At 63.6% G+C, this 18,172-nt stretch carries 17 protein-coding genes and 1 pseudogene; 15 read left to right on the forward strand and 3 right to left on the reverse strand.

From position 1 onward, the window contains the following. Positions 1-95: 95 nt before the first annotated feature. The 12 genes from F6X59_RS05950 (at position 96) to F6X59_RS06005 (ending at position 11,040) form a co-directional block, all read left to right on the forward strand. Positions 96-890, forward strand: coding sequence for a tetratricopeptide repeat protein (locus F6X59_RS05950; protein ID WP_152955380.1), 795 nt, complete (start codon positions 96-98; stop codon positions 888-890). A gap of 106 nt (positions 891-996) precedes the next feature. Next, complete coding sequence (locus F6X59_RS05955; protein ID WP_060486199.1) at positions 997-1,449, forward strand: MarR family winged helix-turn-helix transcriptional regulator; 453 nt, start codon at positions 997-999, stop codon at positions 1,447-1,449. Beyond that, positions 1,446-3,533 carry an FUSC family protein gene (locus F6X59_RS05960; protein ID WP_152955382.1) on the forward strand — a complete coding sequence of 696 codons (2,088 nt, stop codon included), beginning with the start codon at positions 1,446-1,448 and terminating at the stop codon, positions 3,531-3,533. The genes F6X59_RS05955 and F6X59_RS05960 overlap by 4 nt, the downstream gene beginning before the upstream one ends. After that, complete coding sequence (locus F6X59_RS05965) at positions 3,530-3,742, forward strand: DUF1656 domain-containing protein (protein WP_016392395.1); 213 nt, start codon at positions 3,530-3,532, stop codon at positions 3,740-3,742. Before F6X59_RS05960 ends, F6X59_RS05965 begins: the two co-directional genes overlap by 4 nt. After that, a complete protein-coding gene (locus F6X59_RS05970; protein WP_152955384.1) occupies positions 3,739-4,614 on the forward strand; it encodes an HlyD family secretion protein in 876 nt (291 codons plus the stop codon). The genes F6X59_RS05965 and F6X59_RS05970 overlap by 4 nt, the downstream gene beginning before the upstream one ends. Beyond that, entirely contained in the window at positions 4,611-6,029 is a 1,419-nt protein-coding gene (locus tag F6X59_RS05975; RefSeq protein ID WP_152955385.1) for an efflux transporter outer membrane subunit, read from the forward strand. Before F6X59_RS05970 ends, F6X59_RS05975 begins: the two co-directional genes overlap by 4 nt. 439 nt (positions 6,030-6,468) lie before the next feature. Continuing rightward, entirely contained in the window at positions 6,469-6,795 is a 327-nt protein-coding gene (locus tag F6X59_RS05980; protein ID WP_152955387.1) for a type II toxin-antitoxin system RelE/ParE family toxin, read from the forward strand. 18 nt (positions 6,796-6,813) lie between these two features. Then, positions 6,814-7,098, forward strand: a complete 285-nt coding sequence (locus tag F6X59_RS05985; RefSeq protein ID WP_054883914.1) for a helix-turn-helix domain-containing protein — start codon at positions 6,814-6,816, stop codon at positions 7,096-7,098. Between the two features lie 386 nt (positions 7,099-7,484). Beyond that, positions 7,485-7,739 carry a hypothetical protein gene (locus F6X59_RS05990; RefSeq protein WP_152955389.1) on the forward strand — a complete coding sequence of 85 codons (255 nt, stop codon included), beginning with the start codon at positions 7,485-7,487 and terminating at the stop codon, positions 7,737-7,739. Between the two features lie 16 nt (positions 7,740-7,755). Next, positions 7,756-8,007 (forward strand): DUF3077 domain-containing protein, encoded by a 252-nt coding sequence (locus F6X59_RS05995; RefSeq protein WP_152955391.1) that lies wholly within the window; start codon positions 7,756-7,758, stop codon positions 8,005-8,007. A 558-nt stretch (positions 8,008-8,565) separates the two neighbouring features. After that, positions 8,566-10,515: an FTR1 family protein gene (locus F6X59_RS06000; protein WP_152955393.1), complete on the forward strand. Its 1,950-nt coding sequence runs from the start codon at positions 8,566-8,568 to the stop codon at positions 10,513-10,515. A gap of 72 nt (positions 10,516-10,587) precedes the next feature. Further along, positions 10,588-11,040, forward strand: a complete 453-nt coding sequence (locus F6X59_RS06005; RefSeq protein ID WP_060513176.1) for a YaiI/YqxD family protein — start codon at positions 10,588-10,590, stop codon at positions 11,038-11,040. On the opposite strand, the gene elbB is transcribed toward F6X59_RS06005, so the two are convergent. Continuing rightward, positions 11,041-11,706 (reverse strand): isoprenoid biosynthesis glyoxalase ElbB, encoded by a 666-nt coding sequence (elbB, locus tag F6X59_RS06010; protein ID WP_152955395.1) that lies wholly within the window; start codon positions 11,704-11,706, stop codon positions 11,041-11,043. It lies immediately after the preceding gene. A 113-nt stretch (positions 11,707-11,819) separates the two neighbouring features. Here elbB and F6X59_RS28605 point away from each other — a divergent pair. Then, positions 11,820-12,446 (forward strand): annotated as a pseudogene (locus F6X59_RS28605) (sterol desaturase family protein); the annotation flags it as partial. 501 nt (positions 12,447-12,947) lie between these two features. Here F6X59_RS28605 and F6X59_RS06020 read toward each other — a convergent pair. After that, complete coding sequence (locus F6X59_RS06020) at positions 12,948-13,592, reverse strand: DedA family protein (RefSeq protein WP_178120039.1); 645 nt, start codon at positions 13,590-13,592, stop codon at positions 12,948-12,950. A gap of 213 nt (positions 13,593-13,805) precedes the next feature. Between F6X59_RS06020 and ppk1 the strand changes: the two genes are divergently transcribed. Continuing rightward, entirely contained in the window at positions 13,806-16,037 is a 2,232-nt protein-coding gene (ppk1, locus tag F6X59_RS06025) for a polyphosphate kinase 1 (RefSeq protein WP_152955399.1), read from the forward strand. On the opposite strand, the gene ppx is transcribed toward ppk1, so the two are convergent. Then, the gene (gene ppx, locus F6X59_RS06030) at positions 16,024-17,526 is read right to left on the reverse strand and encodes an exopolyphosphatase (protein WP_152955401.1); all 1,503 of its coding nucleotides are present in this window, start codon (positions 17,524-17,526) and stop codon (positions 16,024-16,026) included. The two genes, ppk1 and ppx, sit on opposite strands and share 14 nt — an antisense overlap. Positions 17,527-17,768: 242 nt before the next feature. On the opposite strand from ppx, the gene trxA reads away from it, so the two are divergent. Then, on the forward strand, positions 17,769-18,098 hold the full coding sequence (gene trxA, locus F6X59_RS06035; RefSeq protein WP_152955403.1) for a thioredoxin TrxA: 330 nt from the start codon (positions 17,769-17,771) through the stop codon (positions 18,096-18,098). Positions 18,099-18,172: the final 74 nt, after the last annotated feature.

The raw sequence follows: 18,172 nt of genomic DNA on the forward strand, positions 1-18,172 counted from the left end.
CGAATCGTTCGCGACAGGTTTTGACGTGACGTCGCGCAGAATCACGCCTCATCACAGCCGCGGTCGGGCCTGTGGGTCGTTCAATGAGGATGAACATGTCTGCTGTCAGCAATATCCACTCGCTGCTCGCCCGTCTTCTGCCAGAGCAGGTCATTTGCCCACCGACGCACGCCGGCAGGCGACAGCGGCTGTTTGCCGGAGTAGGGCTGCCCAGCCAGCGCGCGCTGCTGGTCAACCGCCTGGACGAGGCGCACGACCTGCAGGCGGTATACGCCGACCTGCGCCAACAGGCGCTGGCTGGCAATGTGGCAGCACTCAATGACCTCGGCTGGATCTGGCTCAATGGCAAGTACTGGCGGGCCGACACGGCGCTGGCCGGGCACCTGCTGCGCATGGCGGCGCTGCAGGGCAATGCGGCGGCGTGGTTCAACCTGGGCCAGCAGCATTACTTCGGCAAGGGTGTCGAAACCTCCTATGCGCAGGCCGAGGAATGTTATCGCCAGGCCTTCGAGCGCGGCATGCTGCATGCCGCTGCCGCGCTGGGTGACCTGTACGAAGAAGAAGTCTGCGACGCCACGCTGGGCTGGCAGGTGGACCCGGGCCAGGCCTACCAGTGGTTTTTGCGCGGCGCCGAGCGGGGCGAGGCGCGTTGCCGGTTTGAAGTGGGCTACCGTTTGTTGCATGGCCTGTACGTGGACGCCGATATCAAGGCTGCGCTGTATTGGCTTGAGTTGGCGGCGGCAACCGGGGTGATGCAGGCGGCCGAGGAGTTGGCGGTGCATTTCAGCAGCCGGGATGACGCGCGTTACCAGGACTGGCGTGACCGGGCAGTGCAGATGGGCAGCACCTTGGCCCTGACCATGAAGCTGGAAGACCAGGTTCAGCCCTGAATGAACAACAATTCATCAAAGTCCCTCGTCGCACACGGTTGACGACAGGGGGAGGCGCAGGCGTATATTGATAGTTAGCAAACTATGAATATACTTGGTTCCCCACATGTCCATTGACTCCCTGCGCCTGCAAGTCAGCAGCGGCATGGTGGTTGCCGCTCGCCACTGGCGGCGCATCTGCCACAACGCCCTGATCGGCTACGGTATCTCCGAGGCCTGCGCCGCACCGCTGCTGATGATCGTGCGCCTGGGCGATGGCGTGCACCAGGTGGCCGTGGCCCAGGCTGCCGGGCTGGAAAGCCCGTCGCTGGTGCGCCTGCTCGACCAGCTGTGCAAGGCAGGCCTGGTCTGCCGCAGCGAGGACCCACTGGACCGCCGCGCCAAGGCCCTGAGCCTGACCGCCGAAGGCCGTCGCCTGGCCGAAGCCATCGAAGCCGAGTTGGTGCGCGTGCGTCATGACGTGCTGCAGGGCATCGACGAGGCCGACCTGCAAGCGGCGCTGCGCGTGTTGCGCGCCTTCGAGGCCGCTGGCCTGGGTACTGCAGGCGGGGTGGCATGAACGGCTTCTTCAGCTCGGTGCCGCCGGCCCGCGACTGGTTCTATGGCGTGCGCACCTTCGCCGCATCGATGATCGCCCTGTACATCGCCCTGCTACTGCAGTTGCCGCGACCGTATTGGGCGATGGCCACCGTTTACATCGTCTCCAGCCCGTTCGTCGGCCCCACCAGCTCCAAGGCGCTGTATCGCGCCGTGGGGACGCTGCTCGGTGCTGCCGGGGCGATCTTCTTCGTGCCGCCGCTGGTGCAGTCACCGGTGTTGCTGAGCATCGCCATCGCCCTGTGGACCGGCACCCTGCTGTTCCTCTCGCTGAACGTGCGCACAGCCAACAACTACGTGCTGATGCTGGCCGGCTACACCTTGCCGATGATTGCCCTGGCGGTGGTCGACAACCCGCTGGCGGTGTTCGACGTGGCATCCTCCCGTGCCCAGGAAATCTGCCTCGGTATTGTCTGCGCGGCGGTAGTCGGTGCGATCTTCTGGCCACGCCGGCTGGCCCCGGTGGTGGTGGGTGCAACCGGTAGCTGGTTCACCGAGGCGATCCGCTACAGCGATACCTACCTCGCCCGCGAAGCCAGCGCTGACAAAGTCGGTGGCATGCGCGCAGCGATGGTCACCACCTTCAACTCGCTGGAGCTGATGATCGGTCAGCTCGGCCACGAAGGCGCCGGCCCGCACACGCTGAAGAACGCCCGCGAGCTGCGCGGGCGGATGATCCACCTGCTGCCGGTGATCGACGCCCTCGACGACGCCCTGATCGCCCTCGAAGGCCGCGCCCCGGCCCATTACGCCCAGCTCCAGCCGGTGCTGGAAGCCGCCCGCGAATGGCTCAAAGGCACTGCCGACAGCGCTTCTGTCGCCCGCTGGGCGGCCTTGCACGAGCAGATCGACCGCCTGCAGCCCGGCGCTGCTGCCCTCGACCAGCGTGCCGAGCTGCTGCTGTCCAACGCTCTGTATCGCCTGACCGAATGGGCCGACTTGTGGCAGGACTGCTGCTCCTTGCAGCATGCCCTGCGTACCGACGACCCCAAGCCTTGGCGCGCGGTCTACCGCCACTGGCGCCTGGGCCGCCTGACCGCGTTCTTCGACCGTGGCCTGATGCTCTACTCGGTGGTCTCCACGGTGCTGGCGATCGTCGTCGCCTGCGGCCTGTGGATCGGCCTGGGCTGGAACGACGGCGCCAGTGCAGTGATCCTCGCCGCCGTGTCGTGCAGCTTCTTTGCCGCCATGGACGACCCGGCGCCACAGATCTACCGGTTCTTCTTCTGGACCTTGATGTCGGTGATCTTCTCCAGCCTGTACCTGTTCCTGGTGCTGCCCAACCTGCACGACTTCCCGATGCTGGTACTGGCCTTCGCCATCCCGTTCATCTGTGTCGGCACCCTGACCGTGCAACCGCGCTTCTACCTCGGCACCTTGCTGACCATCGTCAACACCTCGACCTTCATCAGCATCCAGGGTGCCTACGACGCCGACTTCTTCACCTTCCTCAACTCCAACCTGGCCGGCCCTGTTGGCCTGCTGTTCGCCTTCATCTGGACCTTGGTGATGCGCCCGTTCGGCGTCGAGCTGGCGGCCAAGCGCATGACCCGCTTCCTCTGGCGCGACATCGTCGAAATGACCGAGCCGGCGACCCTGGCCGAACACCGCCAGGTCGGCGTGCAGATGCTCGACCGCCTGATGCAGCACCTGCCGCGCCTGTCGCAGACCGGCCAGGACAGCGGCGTGGCGCTGCGCGACCTGCGCGTGGGGCTGAACCTGCTTGACCTGCTGGCCTACCTGCCGCGAGCCGGCCAGCAGGCCCGCGAACGCCTGGGCACGGTGATCGAGGAAGTCGGCGCGCACTATGCCGCTTGCCTGCGCGCCGGTGAACGCCTGCACGCGCCGGCTGCGCTGCTGCGCAACATGGAGCGTGCGCGCCTGGCGCTTAACCTGGATGAACTGTACGAGCGCGGCGATGCCCGCACCCACTTGCTGCATGCCCTGGCAGGCCTGCGCCTGGCCCTGCTGCCGGGGGTCGAGGTGATGCTTGAGCCTGCCGAACAACCACAACTGCCCCCCGGCCTCGACGGAGCGCCCCTGTGATCGGTGAACTGGATATCAGCGGGGTGTTCCTGCCCACGCTGCTGGTGATGATGTTTGGCACCTACCTGCTGTTCCTGGGGGTGCACGCGGTGCTGGTGCGCCTGCATTTCTACCGCCTGGTCTGGCACCGGGCGCTGTTCAACGTTGCCCTGTATGCCGTGCTGCTGGGTGCGGTCGACCACTTTTGCCGAAGCCTGATGCTGCCATGAAAAAACCTTTGCTGACCCTGGGCCGTGTGGTCCTGACCTTGCTGGTAGTGACCTTCGCCGCCGTGCTCGTGTGGCAGATGGTGGTGTACTACATGTTCGCCCCCTGGACCCGCGACGGGCACATCCGTGCCGACGTGATCCAGATTGCCCCGGACGTGTCCGGCCTGATTCAGAAGGTCGAGGTGCGCGACAACCAGACCGTCAAACGCGGCGACGTGTTGTTCACCATCGACCAAGACCGCTTCACCCTGGCCCTGCGCCAGGCCAAGGCGACTCTCGGCGAGCGCCAGGAAACCCTGGCCCAGGCCTCCCGTGAAGCGCAGCGTAACCGCAAGCTCGGCAACCTGGTGGCGGCCGAGCAGTTGGAAGAGAGCCAGTCCCGCGAGGCGCGTGCCCGCTCGGCGGTGATCGAGGCCCAGGTGGCCGTCGACACCGCCCAGCTCAACCTCGACCGCTCGGTGGTGCGCAGCCCGGTGGATGGCTACCTCAACGACCGCGCCCCGCGCGACCACGAATTCGTCAGCGCCGGCCGCCCAGTGCTGTCGGTGGTCGACAGTGCCTCGTACCACGTCGATGGCTACTTCGAGGAAACCAAGCTCGGCGGTATCCACATCGGCGACGCCGTCGACATCCGCGTAATGGGCGATAACACCCGCCTGCGCGGCCATGTGCAGAGCTTCGCCGCCGGCATCGAAGACCGTGACCGCAGCAGCGGCGCCAACCTGCTGCCCAACGTCAACCCGGCGTTCAGTTGGGTGCGCCTGGCCCAGCGCATTCCGGTGCGTATCGCCTTCGACGAAGTGCCGGAAGACTTCCGCATGATCGCCGGGCGTACGGCCACCGTGTCGATCCTTGAGGGCCAGCGCCCATGAAACAGCTGATCCTGGCGGGTTTCTGCCTGTCCCTGGGGGCCTGCATGATGGTCGGCCCCGACTACCAAGTGCCGAAGGACGCGGCGGTGCAACGCAGCGACCTCAACGGCCCGCTGCGCCAGGATGCCGACAGCGTGGTGTCGGCACCGGTGCCCGAGGACTGGTGGCAGCTGTATCAGGATCAACGCCTCAACGAGCTGGTGCGCCAGGCGCTGAGTGCCAACACCGAACTGCGCGTGGCGGCGGCGAACATCGCCAAGGCCCGAGCCCAGGTCGAAGTGGCCGAGTCCCAAGGCGGGTTCAACGGCGGCATCAAGGCCGGCGCCCAGCGCCTGCAGGAGTCCGGCCAAGCGTTCCTGCTGCCTGAGAAGGTACCGGTGGCCAATATTGGCGAGGCGATCATCAGTGCCTCGTACCAATTCGACCTGTGGGGTACTTTCAAGCGCGGCACCGAGGCCGCCAAGGCCAACGCCGACGCGGTGCAGGCCGCCGCCGACACCGCGCGCATTACCCTGGTGGCCGACGTGGTCAAGGCCTACACCCAGGTGTGCTCGGCCAACGAGGAGTACCACATCGCCCGCGAGTCGCTCGACCTGCAGGAGCAGAGCGTGAAGCTCAACCAGCGCCTGCGTGATGCTGGCCGCGGTGACGAAACCCAGGTCACCCGCTCGCAGACCCAGTTCAAGTCATTGCGCGCCGAGCTGCCGCGCTTCAAGGCCGAGCGCGAGACCGGCCTGTACACCCTGGCGGCGCTGCTGGCCAAGCCTGTGGATAAGTTGCCCGCCGGCACCGCTGATTGCGCCGAGCTGCCTCAGCTGAACCAGTTGGTGCCGGTTGGCGACGGCGCCGCCCTGCTCAAGCGCCGTCCTGATGTGCGCCAGGCCGAGCGCCAGTTGGCGGCGGCGACCGCCGAGATCGGTGTGGCCACCGGTGCGCTTTACCCGGACATCAGCATCGGTGCCCAGGTTGGCACCATCGGTATTCTCGAAGACTTGGGCGATCCGTCGACCAACCGCTGGGGCTTTGGTCCGCAGATCAGCTGGAGCATTCCTACCAACGGTACCCGCGCCCGCATTCGCATGGCTGAAGCCTCGACCCAGGCGGCCCTGGCGCATTTTGATGGGGTGGTGCTGAACGCCATTCGCGAGACTCAGACCCGCTTGGCGCAGTACAGCGCGCTGCTGGACCGGCGTGATGCGTTGGCAGAGGCGGAGAAGTCGGCTAAGGAAGCGGCGGACCAGACGCACCGGTATTACCAGGCGGGGCGTGAGTCGTTCCTGGCGGATTTGCAGGCGACGCGGACTTATACCGACGTGCGCTCGCAGCTGGCGGCGGCCAACAGCCAGGTGGCGTTGGGGCAGATTGGTGTGTTCCTGGCGTTGGGTGGGGGGTGGAAGGAAACTGCCAAGCACTGAGATTGCGGCCGTTGTGGGAGCGGTTGTACCCGCTCCCACAAGTATGCCTCGACCTCTCGAGGTATATGACTTTTTTGGAGCTGAACCAGATCCCTCAGTTTTGATCTCCCGCCGAACTATCCTACAGGGCCTGTCGGAAGCAGCTGTCTTGGCTGAAAAGTCTCCCCGGAATAATGTCCTCGGGTCCCCTTTCCAAAGGCATTGACCCTTTCGCAATTCATTCCCTCTGTTCGCTTCCTGCGCCGCAAGCATTGGTCCGGGTACAGTTCCCTGACTTGAATTTATATCGATATCGATATATTTTTTGATCTGCAGCTTCCTGCATGTTCAGCCAAGCCTTGTGAGACGGACGGATGGAGCAGTGTGATTCGGTGCCTTGGAGAGGGCGAGTCATGAATTGCACATCAAGCGTCTGGACCGACGGCATAGGGGATCTGACATGCGGGTCGATGAGAAACCCATCGAGTGGGTGGGCAGCAGTAAAGAGGACTTACGCAGCTTTCCGCTGGTAGCTAGACAGCGCGCTGGGTACCAACTGGATTTGATTCAAGCAGGCGAGGAGCCTGCGGACTGGAAGCCTGTGGAAACGGTAGGACAAGGCGTGCGGGAGATTCGCATCAAATGCAAAGACGGCGCTTTTCGCGTTTTTTATGTCATTAGCCGTCCTGAAGCCATCTATGTCCTGCATGCGTTTCGCAAGACCACTGAGAAGACTGAAAAACGCGACATCGACTTGGCAAGAGCCCGGTTCAAGTCGCTGGGCTGAAAACGGAGGGATTCAACAATGGCAAACGAGCGATCTACCTCGGTTTGGGACGTGTTGGTTGACTCGCCTGAAGAGGCAGAGAACCTACGGCTGCGTTCGAAGCTGATGCGCGAATTGACCAAGGCTGTGCGGGCCTGGGATCTTCCGCAGAAAGATGCAGCTAAGCGGTTGCGAGTGACTCAACCGCGCTTGAGCGAGCTGCTCAATGGCAAGATTGATAAATTTTCACTGGATGCCCTGGTAAACCTGCTGGCCAATGCTGATTTGGAAGTGGATTTCACGGTGAAAGGGAAGGCAGCATAGTTCGGACAAGTGATTCGCTTCGGGCTGGCCTTGCGCTGGCCCGCATTGTTAGCGCTGGCCAGACTTACCTGCGCTGTCAGACATTTCCGAACCTGAAACCAAATGCTTCAGTTCGGGTTCCATGCCGAATTATCCTACGGCACCTGTCGGAAGGTGCTGTCTTGGCTGGGAAGTGCTCCCGGACTAATGTCCCTGGGTCGCCTCGCAAGGCGATCGGGCGTGAGACACCCGTTTGGTACAGGACGCATCGCTTATGGCGGTCGTGCGCGGGCAGGCTTTGGTCTGGCCGGGTCTCCTGTACCCCGGGTCTCACCCCGTGCACGACTGCCACCCAAATCCGTGAGACGAAGAGGAAGGCAGAAATTCTCTAGTACAGGAGTTTCGCCATGAAAAAACTAGTACCCGACCCACCTCCAACCTCTATCCCCCAGCCCGAAATCCCGGGCTTCTCGCTGATCAACCCGCCCAGCACCGAGCAATGCGAAGCGCTGGTCCACGCCCTGACCCTCACGGTGCAGCAAACCTACAGCGTCCTGCTAGACAGCGACCCAGGCCCGCAGCGCGACGCCATGGCCATCAACATTCGCCTGCTGTCGCGAATGGTTTCTGCCTTGGCCGACCACTCGGACCTCCCCATCTAAAGCAAGGAGCGACAGGATGAGCACTTATCCACAAGACGCAGTAACGGCAGGGTTGGAAACCTTCGACCTTTTCAGCCTCAAGCCCAACGTGCCCTTCGACCACGCGTTCTCGCATCTATCGGTACTGCTCGGCTGCATCCGCCACCTGACCACCGAAGCGGAAATGGAGAATGACCGCATGGCTGGCAGCGCGGCACGGATTCTCAGTGAAATGGCCAAGGCCCTGATCGACGATATGGAGCTGGGGCTGAACAAGGTGCGTCAGTAGCTTTCATCCATTTGGGGCTGTTTCAGGAGGCTTCGCGTCAGGGCTGACAGGTGCTTGCCGACAGTTTTGCAGCGGCTGTGAGATCGAGCGCCGCCCGCGCGGCGCATCGCGGGCAAGCCCGCTCCCACATTTGTTTCGGGCCAGTCACTCCAGTACTGCTAACAGGGCCCGCCTTGTTGGTATGGCGATGCATCTCGGTGGTAGCTAACAGGTACAGCCTTGTTGGCATGGCTATGTATCTCGGTTGGTAATGATTCTGTTCCACCTGGCTCCAGTCATGCACCAGGGCGGTCCCTGTTGGCTTCATAGGAGTGATTGGCCCGAAACAAATGTGGGAGCGGGCTTGCCCGCGATGCGCCGCGTGGGCGGCGCTCGATCTCATAGGCGCTGCAAACCTGTCGGCAGGCACCTGTCAGCCTCCCCAGCCTCCCTCTAGGCACCTCAACAATCCACTGCATCCCCCAGCGCTCATCCCTTTCCTCACTTCATCTGATTTGTCTCAAGATTTTTCATGAAATCCACCCCCAGCCCTTGAGCGAAGCAAAGTGGAAGTGAACAATGTTCTCTTTCGCATTCCCTTCGAGACTGCCCATGAAAACCCGTTCCTGTCTGCTTGCCTGGTTGCCGGCTGTACTGCTCGGCCCGGTGCTGGCGCTGTGCAGCACCCTGGCGCAGGCCGAAGCGCCCGCCGAGGCCGCCGAGGCCGCCAAGGCCCTGCATTTGCTGGACTACATTGGTGCCGACTACCCGCCGACCGTGGAAAACGGCAAGGTCATCGACGACGGCGAATACCGTGAGCAGCAGGAGTTCAGCACGGTGCTGGCCGATCTGATCAAAGACCTGCCAACCAACGCCGAACAAGCCGGGCTTCAGCAGGGCGTGCAGGCGTTGCGCCAGGCCATCGACCAGCGCCAGGACGGCGCAGCAGTAGCCAAGCAGGCCCGCCTGCTGGGCGCGCGCCTGGCGGTGGCCTACGAGGTCAGCCAGGCGCCGGTGATCACCCCGGACCCGGCCCGTGGCGCCTCGCTGTATGCGCAGAACTGCTCGATCTGCCATGGCGATACCGGTGCGGGTGATGGCCCGGCGGCTGTGGGCCTGGAGCCAGCACCGGCCAACCTGCGTGACACCGCACGTCTCGACCAGCTGAGCCTGTTCGACCTGTACAACACCCTGGCGCTGGGTATCGACGGCACCGAAATGCCGTCCTTCGCCGACCAGTTGGATGAACGCCAGCGCTGGGACGTGGCAGCTTACATCGCCAGCTTCACGGCCAAGCCTGAAGCCGCCAAGGGCGACAAGACCTGGAACATCGCCGAACTGGCCCGCCAGACCCCGGCCGAAGTCGCCGCCAACGAAGGCGCCGCCGCGGTCCAGGCGTTCCGCGCCCAGCGTGCCCAGCCACCGCAGGTCAAGCGCGGCCCGTCGCAGTTGCTCGATTACACCGCCAGCACCCTGGACAAAAGCCTGGCGGCCTACCGCGCTGGCGACCACGACCAAGCCTACGACCTGTCGGTGGCGGCCTATCTGGAAGGCTTCGAACTGGTCGAAAGCTCGCTGGACAACATCGACACCGTAGCGCGCAAGAGCACCGAAAAGGCCCTGATGGCCTACCGTCAGTCGCTGCAGGACGGCCTGCCGGTCGCCCAGGCCGAACAGCGTCTGAGCGAAGCGAAAACCAAACTCGACCAGGCCGCCAAGCTGTTGGGCAGTGATGGCCTGAGCTGGTCGCTGAGCTTCATTTCCGGCCTGCTGATCCTGCTGCGCGAAGGCTTGGAGGCGATCCTGGTACTGGCCGCAGTGCTGGCCTTCCTGCGCAACACCGGCCAGCAGTCGGCCATGCGCAGCGTCAACATCGGTTGGGGCCTGGCGCTGGTTGCAGGCTTTGCCACCTGGGCCGTGGCGGCCTATGTGATCGACGTTGGCGGTGCCCAGCGTGAGCTTCTGGAAGGCAGCACGGCCTTGTTCGCCAGTGTGATGGTGCTATGGCTGGGGGTGTGGATGCACGACCGCCGCCATGCTGCTGCCTGGCAGGACTACATCAAGAGCAGCCTGGTCAGTGGTGGTGGGCGCTTCGGCTTTGCCGTGCTGGCGTTCTTCTCGGTGTACCGCGAGTTGTTCGAAGTGATCCTGTTCTACGAAACCCTGTGGCTGCAGGCCGGCCCAGCGGGCCACCAGGCGGTGCTGGCCGGTGGTGCCACGGCGCTGGTGCTGCTGGTGGGCCTGGCGTGGGTGATCCTGCGCGGGTCGGCGAAGCTGCCGCTGTCGCTGTTCTTCAGCATCAACGCCGGGTTGCTGTGCGCCCTGTCGGTGGTGTTCGCCGGGCATGGCGTGAAGGCGCTGCAGGAGGCGGGCGTGCTGGGCACGCGGCCGATGGCGTTCATCGAGTTCGACTGGCTGGGGATTCACCCCGATGTGTATTCGCTGAGTGCGCAGGCGGTGGCGCTGCTGGCGATTCTGGTGTTGTATGGGCGTAGTCGCCTGGCCGAGAAGCGTCGGGCTGCCGTTTAAGGTTGATGCTGCTGGCCTCTTCGCGGGTTTACCCGCGAAGAGGCCAGTGCAGGAAAGAAGAGATTTAACTGAATGCGCATCTGGATCGACGCCGACGCCTGCCCCAAGGCAGCCAAGGACCTGATCGTCAAATTCGCCCTCAAGCGTCAGCTTGAGGTAATCATGGTGGCCGGCCAGGCCGTGGCCAAGCCGGCCTTCGCGATCGTACGCCTGATCGTGGTGCCCAGCGGCATGGACGCGGCCGACGATTACCTGGTCGAGCACGCCGTGCCCGGCGAGCTGGTGATCTGTAGCGACGTGCCGCTGGCCGACCGCCTGATCAAGAAGGGCGTGGCGGCCCTGGATCCCCGTGGCCGCGAGTTCGACGAACGCAACATGGGCGAGCGCCTGGCAGTGCGCAACCTGTTCACCGAGCTGCGCGAACAGGGCCAGGTTGGAGGCGGGCAGGCGCCCTACGGCGAACGCGAGAAGCAGGCGTTCGCCAATGCCCTGGACCGCATCCTCACCCGCCTGAGCAAAGGCTGATCACTCCCCTTCGTGGGTCAATTCCAGCACCCGGTCCACCAGCTTGTAGATGCCACTGGCGGCTTCACTGATCGATTTGGCCACCATGTAGGCCGGGGTGGTCACCAGCTTGCGCTGGGTGTCTTCGACGATGTCATGCACATCGCACGCTTCGTGCTTGCCGCCCATCTTCTCCACAGCCGCCGCGGTACCCGCGTCATTGCCAATGGTGCAGACCACGCCCGGGCCATAGATCTTCGCCGCCAACGCCGGCGAGATGCAGATCAGGCCAACCGGCTTGCAGGCCTCGGCAAAAGCTTCGGCCAGGCTCAGTACATCCGGGTTCACTGTGCATTCGCTGCCTTGCACGGCAAAGTTGGACAAGTTCTTCGCCGCGCCAAAGCCACCCGGCACGATCAGCGCATCGAAATCTTCGGCCTTGGCCTCACGGATGTCCTTCACGTCGCCACGGGCGATGCGCGCCGACTCGGTCAGCACATTGCGTGATTCGGGCATTTCCTGACCGGTCAGGTGGTCGATCACGTGCAGCTGCGCGATGTTCGGCGCAAAGCACTGCACCTGGGCGCCGCGCTGGTCGAGGCGCAGCAGGGTGATCACGCTTTCGTGGATTTCGGCGCCGTCGTACACGCCACAGCCGGAAAGAATCACCGCTACTTTCTTGGTCATGCTCATTACTCCATTTTCGAGGCGCTAAATGTCCTCTAGTTTGGCAGATGTGGCCATAGGGATTACCGCGGGCGCATCCTAATCTCTGTGGATAACCCTGCCGAGCGTTGCCCATGGACCTGATTCTGCTGGCCGTGCCGTTCTTCTTCGTGCTGATCGCTGTGGAGCTGGTCGCCGACCGCGTGCGCGGCCAGCGCAACTTCACCCTGGCCGATTCGATCAACAGCCTCAGCACCGGCGCGCTGTCCACCAGCACCGGCCTGCTGACCAAAGGGGTAGGGCTGCTGACCTATGCCCTGGCCTGGCAACACCTGGCGCTGCTGCGCCTGCCGCCGAACGCCGTGTGGGTCTGGTTGCTGGCCTTCGTGCTGTACGACCTTTGCTACTACTGGCTGCACCGCCTGGGCCATGAGCGCAACGTGCTGTGGGCAGCGCATTCGGTGCATCACCAGAGTGAGGAATACAACCTCACCACCGCGCTGCGCCAGACCAGCAGCGGCTTCATCTTCTCGTGGATCTTCTACTTGCCGCTGGCGCTGATCGGCGTGCCGCCCGTGGTGTTCATCACCGTGGCGTCGCTGAACCTGCTGTACCAGTTCTGGGTGCACACCCGGCACATCCCCAAGCTGGGCTGGCTCGAATGGGTGCTGATCACACCGTCCAACCATCGTGTCCACCATGCGCAGAATCCTGCCTACTTGGATCGCAACTACGGCGGCGTGTTCATTCTCTGGGACCGCCTGTTCGGCACGTTCAAGGAGGAGGACCCGGCCGAGCCGGTGGTATTCGGCGTGACCACACCCTTGGCCAGCTGGAATCCGCTGTGGGCCAACCTGCAGTTCTACGCCAAGCTTTACAGCGATGCCCGCCGCACCCGCAGCTGGAAAGACAAGCTGCGCATCTGGTTCATGCCCACCGGCTGGCGCCCGGCCGATGTCGCGGCAACTTATCCACAGGCGAAACAGAACCTGGCGTTGTTCCGCAAATTCGAGATTGCCCTGGGCCGTGCGTGGCAGGTGTACGTGGCGGTGCAGTTCGCCGTCTACATCGCGTTGGGCAGTTATCTGATGGACGTGGCCGAGCGTGTGCCGAGCGCCGCCCTGATGCTGGGCTGGTCACTGATGGCGTTCGGTTTGTTCGTGCTGGGGGCGGCCCTGGAAAACCGGCCGTGGGCCATGCGCCTGGAGCTGGCGCGCCTGTTGACGCTGGTGCCGGCGCTGTATCTGGCCGGCGCGCTGGGCTTAGCGGTGATCGTGCCCGTGTTCTGGCTGCTTCTCGGCGGCTACCTGCTGCTCAGTGCCGGCGGGCTGCTCTTCTGCCGCCGCGCGGCGCTCGGCGCGGATGGTGCGAAAGCGCCGGCGCAGCCAGAGCAGGCCACCCAGCAGCAGCAGGCCGCCGAGCACCCATAGCTCGTACTTCTTGATGCTGCCCAGCATGCCTTCGAGGATGGCGCCGAAGTGGTAGGCCGCCAGGCCCAGCGCCAGGGCCCACACGGCGGCGCCGATACCGTTGAGCAGCAGATAGCGGCGCGGCGAATAACCGGACAGGCCGATGGCGATCGGCATCACCGTGCGCAGGCCGTAGACGAAGCGGAAGCTCAGCACCCAGATGTCCGGGTGGCGGCGGATGTGCTCCAGCGCGCGGTCACCCATGGCCTGCCAGCGCGGCTTGCGCGCGAGGATCTTGCGCCCGTGACGCCGCCCCATGAAGTACCACAGTTGGTCGCCTGCGTAGCTGCCACAGAAGGCCACCAGGACCACCAGCTTGATGTCCATGTATTCGCGGAACGCAAGGAATCCCGCAAGTACCAGAATGGTCTCGCCTTCGAAGAAGGTGCCTAGAAAAAGGGCAAAGTAGCCGAAATCCTGCAGGAATTGTTGGAGCATTTTCTGAGGTGCTGGCGAAATGAACGCGCAGCCTACCCCTTCGCGCGCATTCGTGAAAGTGTCCAAATGTGTCTCGACGTGAACAATTCCTACACGGACAATACCGGCAGCCTTAAGTCGCGGCTTGCGCGAAGCTGTAACGCAGCCGTCATAATGGGCGCTTATCTTGCCGCTCAATTGATCATAGGGCGTTAACGTCCTCAGGAACGTCAGATGAATAATGAAGTGCTAACCCCTGTCGCGATCAAGGATGCCCAGGCAGTCCCCGAAGAGATGGTACAGACCCCGCCAGACCTGCCCGAGGTCGTGGAGCCGGTGGTCGAAGTCGCCGCCCCGGCCCCAGCGCCGACGCCGGCCATCGCCGTCCCGAGCCTGGACGACAGCAGCCTGTACATTCATCGCGAACTTTCGCAGCTGCAATTCAACATCCGCGTGCTGGAGCAGGCGCTGGACGAATCGTATCCGCTGCTCGAACGCCTCAAATTCCTGCTGATCTTCTCCAGCAACCTCGACGAGTTCTTCGAGATCCGCGTCGCCGGCCTGAAGAAGCAGATCAACTTCGCCCGTGAGCTGGCCGGCGCCGATGGCCTGCAGCCGCACCAGGCACTGGCACGCATCAGCGAGCTGGTGCACTTCGAGGTGGAGCGCCAGTACGCGATCCTCAACGATGTGCTGCTGCCAGAGCTGGAAAAGCACGCCATCCGCTTCATTCGTCGCCGCTACTGGACGCCCAAGCTCAAGACCTGGGTGCGCCGCTTCTTCCGCGACGAGATCGCACCGATCATCACCCCGATCGGCCTTGACCCAACCCACCCGTTCCCGCTGCTGGTGAACAAGAGCCTGAACTTCATTGTCGAGCTCGAAGGTGTCGACGCCTTCGGCCGCGATTCCGGCCTGGCGATCATCCCGGCGCCACGCCTGCTGCCGCGCGTCATTCGGGTGCCGGAGGACGTCGGTGGCCCAGGCGACAATTATGTCTTCCTGTCGTCGATGATCCACGCCCACGCCGATGACCTGTTCCAGGGCATGAAGGTGAAGGGGTGCTACCAGTTCCGCCTGACCCGTAACGCCGACCTGGCGCTGGATTCCGAAGAAGTCGACGACCTTGCCCGCGCCCTGCGCGGTGAGCTGTTCTCGCGCCGCTATGGTGATGCCGTGCGCCTGGAAGTCGCCGACACCTGCCCGAAACACCTGTCGGATTACCTGCTCAAGCAGTTCAGCCTGAGCGAAAGCGAGCTTTACCAGGTCAACGGCCCGGTCAACCTGACCCGCCTGTTCAGCATCACCGGCCTCGACAGCCACCCGGAGTTGCAGTACACGCCGTTCACCCCGGCCATCCCCAAATTGCTGCAGAACGCCGACAACATCTTCAGCGTGATCGGCAAGCAGGACATCCTGCTGATGCACCCGTTCGAGTCCTTCACCCCGGTGATCGACCTGCTGCGCCAGGCCGCCAAGGACCCGCACGTGCTCGCCGTGCGCCAGACCCTGTACCGCTCCGGGGCCAACTCGGAGATCGTCGACGCCCTGGTGGATGCGGCGCGTAACGGCAAGGAGGTCACCGCGGTGATCGAGCTGCGCGCGCGCTTCGACGAAGAGTCCAACCTGCAGATGGCCAGCCGCCTGCAGGCAGCCGGTGCGGTGGTGATCTACGGTGTGGTGGGCTTCAAGACCCACGCCAAGATGATGCTGATCCTGCGCCGTGAGCAGGGCGAGATCGTGCGCTATGCGCACCTGGGTACCGGCAACTACCATGCCGGCAACGCCCGCCTGTACACCGACTACAGCCTGCTGACCTCTGACGACGCCCTCACCGAGGATGTCGGCAAGCTGTTCAGCCAGCTGATCGGCATGGGCAAGACCCTGCGCATGAAGAAGCTGCTGCACGCGCCGTTCACCCTGAAGAAGGGCATGCTCGACATGATCGCCCGGGAGACCCAGTTCGCCCTGGAAGGCAAGCCCGCGCACATCATCGCCAAGTTCAACTCGCTGACCGACGCCAAGGTCATCAAGGCGCTGTACAAGGCCAGCCAGTCGGGCGTGAAGATCGACCTGGTGGTGCGCGGCATGTGCTGCCTGCGCCCAGGCATTCCGGGGGTTTCGCACAACATCCAGGTGCGCTCGATCATCGGCCGTTTCCTCGAGCACACGCGGGTGTTCTACTTCCTCAACGGCGGCGAAGAGCAGATCTACCTGTCCAGCGCCGACTGGATGGAACGCAACCTCGACAAGCGCGTCGAGACTTGCTTCCCGGTAGAGGGCAAGAAGCTGTTGCTGCGGGTGAAAAAGGAGCTGGAAGGCTACCTGACCGACAACACCCATGCCTGGACCTTGCAGCCTGACGGGCGCTACGTGCGCAGCACCCCGACCGGCAACCAGAACCCGCGCAGTGCCCAGGCGACCCTGCTGGAGCGCCTGAGCAACCCGCTCCTCAACGTACGCTGAGGACGAAGCCGACCCGGGCCAGCCACTCCGCCTCGTTGGCGAAGTCGGCCTGGGTCAGCTGGTTCTGTTCCAGCCAGCCTTCCGGGAACACCACTTCAAGGCTGTTTTCGCCAGCCTGCAGCTCCACCTTGGGCATCTGCTGGTTGCCACGGATGTGGTGGAACAGGATGGCGAAGCGCAGCAGCACGCACAGGCGGATCAACTGCACGGCGTCGTCGCCGAACTCCGAGAACTTGTCCTTGGGGATGTTGCGCCGATGACCGCGCACCAGCAGGGCCATCATCTGCTGCTCATCGCGAGAAAAACCGGCCAGGTCGGAGTGCTCGATCAGGTAGGCACCATGTTTGTGGTAGTGGTAGTGGGCGATGTCCAGGCCGATTTCGTGGATTTTCGCCGCCCAGCCCAGCAGATCGCGCCAGTTTCCGTCTTCAAGCTTCCATGCCTTGGCCACCTGGTCGAAGGCATGCAGCGCCTTGCGCTCGACGCGTGCTGCCTGGCCCTGGTCGACGTGGTAACGCTCCATCAGTGAATTCAGGGTGCGTTCGCGCACGTCCTCGTGGTGATGGCGGCCGAGCAGGTCGAACAGCACGCCTTCGCGCAGGGCGCCGTCGCAGTGGTCCATGCGCTGTAGCTCAAGGGCATCGAAGATCGCTTCGAGAATCGCCAGGCCGGCCGGGAAAATGGTGCGCCGGTCGGGCTTGATGCCTTCGAAGTCGATCTTGTCGACCTCGCCCAGCTTGAACAGCTTGCGTTTGACCCAGGCCAGGCCCTCGGCATTGACCTCGCCGTTGCCCAGGCCTCCGGCCTTGATTGCGGCACCGATGGCGCGGATGGTGCCGGACGAACCGATGGCCTCGTCCCAGGTCAGGCGGTGCAGGGCGTTTTCGATGCTCATCAGCTCCAGGCGTGCGGCAGTGTAGGCCTGGGCGTAGCGCGCCGGGGTGATCTTGCCGTCGCGGAAGTAGCGCTGGGTGAAGCTCACGCAGCCCATCTGCAGGCTTTCGCGCAGCAGCGGCTCGAAGCGCTGGCCGATGATGAACTCGGTACTGCCGCCACCGATGTCGGCGACCAGGCGCTTGCCGGGCGTGTCGGCCAGGGTGTGCGACACGCCGAGGTAGATCAGGCGCGCCTCTTCACGGCCGGAGATGACCTCCACCGGGTGGCCGAGGATAGCCTCTGCACGCAAGATGAACTCGTTGCGGTTGCGCGCTTCGCGCAGGGCGTTGGTGCCAACGATGCGCACGGAGCCTGCCGGCATGCCGTTGATCAGTTGGGCAAAACGCTTGAGGCATTCCAGGCCTCGCTCCATGGCTTCTTCGCTGAGCTTGCGCTCTTCGTCGATGCCGGCGGCCAGCTGAACCTTTTCGCCGAGCCGCTCGAGAATGCGGATCTCGGTGTGGTGTGCCTTGGCCACGACCATATGGAAGCTGTTGGAGCCCAGGTCGATGGCGGCGATCAGGGACAGGTTCTTCGCGGAGGTATGCGGCATTCTGTGTGTTCTCGGTCGGTAACCCGGCAATCGTGCCACGATCCTTGGCTGACGCCAACGCGCAGCGCACCGGGCCTTGATGCAAGGCAATGTGCCATTCCATGCTATGACACTTGTGTGACAGTTTCGATTCGCGGCGTCTTGCACAACTATAGTTACACTCAATCGTCCGTGACTTCCTGTAGGGCCTGGGTGCCGCTATCATGGGCCACGTTTTTTTGCTTACGACCCTGGAGATATCCATGAGCAGCGATCTGATCAAACACGTCACCGACGCTACCTTCGAAGCCGAAGTCCTACAGGCTCAAGGCGCGGTACTGGTCGACTACTGGGCTGAATGGTGCGGTCCATGCAAGATGATCGCTCCGGTTCTGGACGACATCGCCGCTACCTACGAGGGTAAACTGACCGTCGCCAAGCTGAACATCGACGACAACCAGGAAACCCCGGCCAAGCACGGCGTGCGTGGCATCCCGACCCTGATGCTGTTCAAGAACGGCAACGTCGAAGCCACCAAGGTCGGCGCCCTGTCCAAATCGCAGCTGGCCGCGTTCCTCGACGCCCACCTGTGAGATGAAGTAAAAAAACCCCGCAAATGCGGGGTTTTTTCTTTTTCAGAGCACTAGACGCAGAAAAAAGCAAGTGT

The organism is Pseudomonas sp. MN1F, assembly GCF_009391885.1.
Classification (GTDB): domain Bacteria; phylum Pseudomonadota; class Gammaproteobacteria; order Pseudomonadales; family Pseudomonadaceae; genus Aquipseudomonas.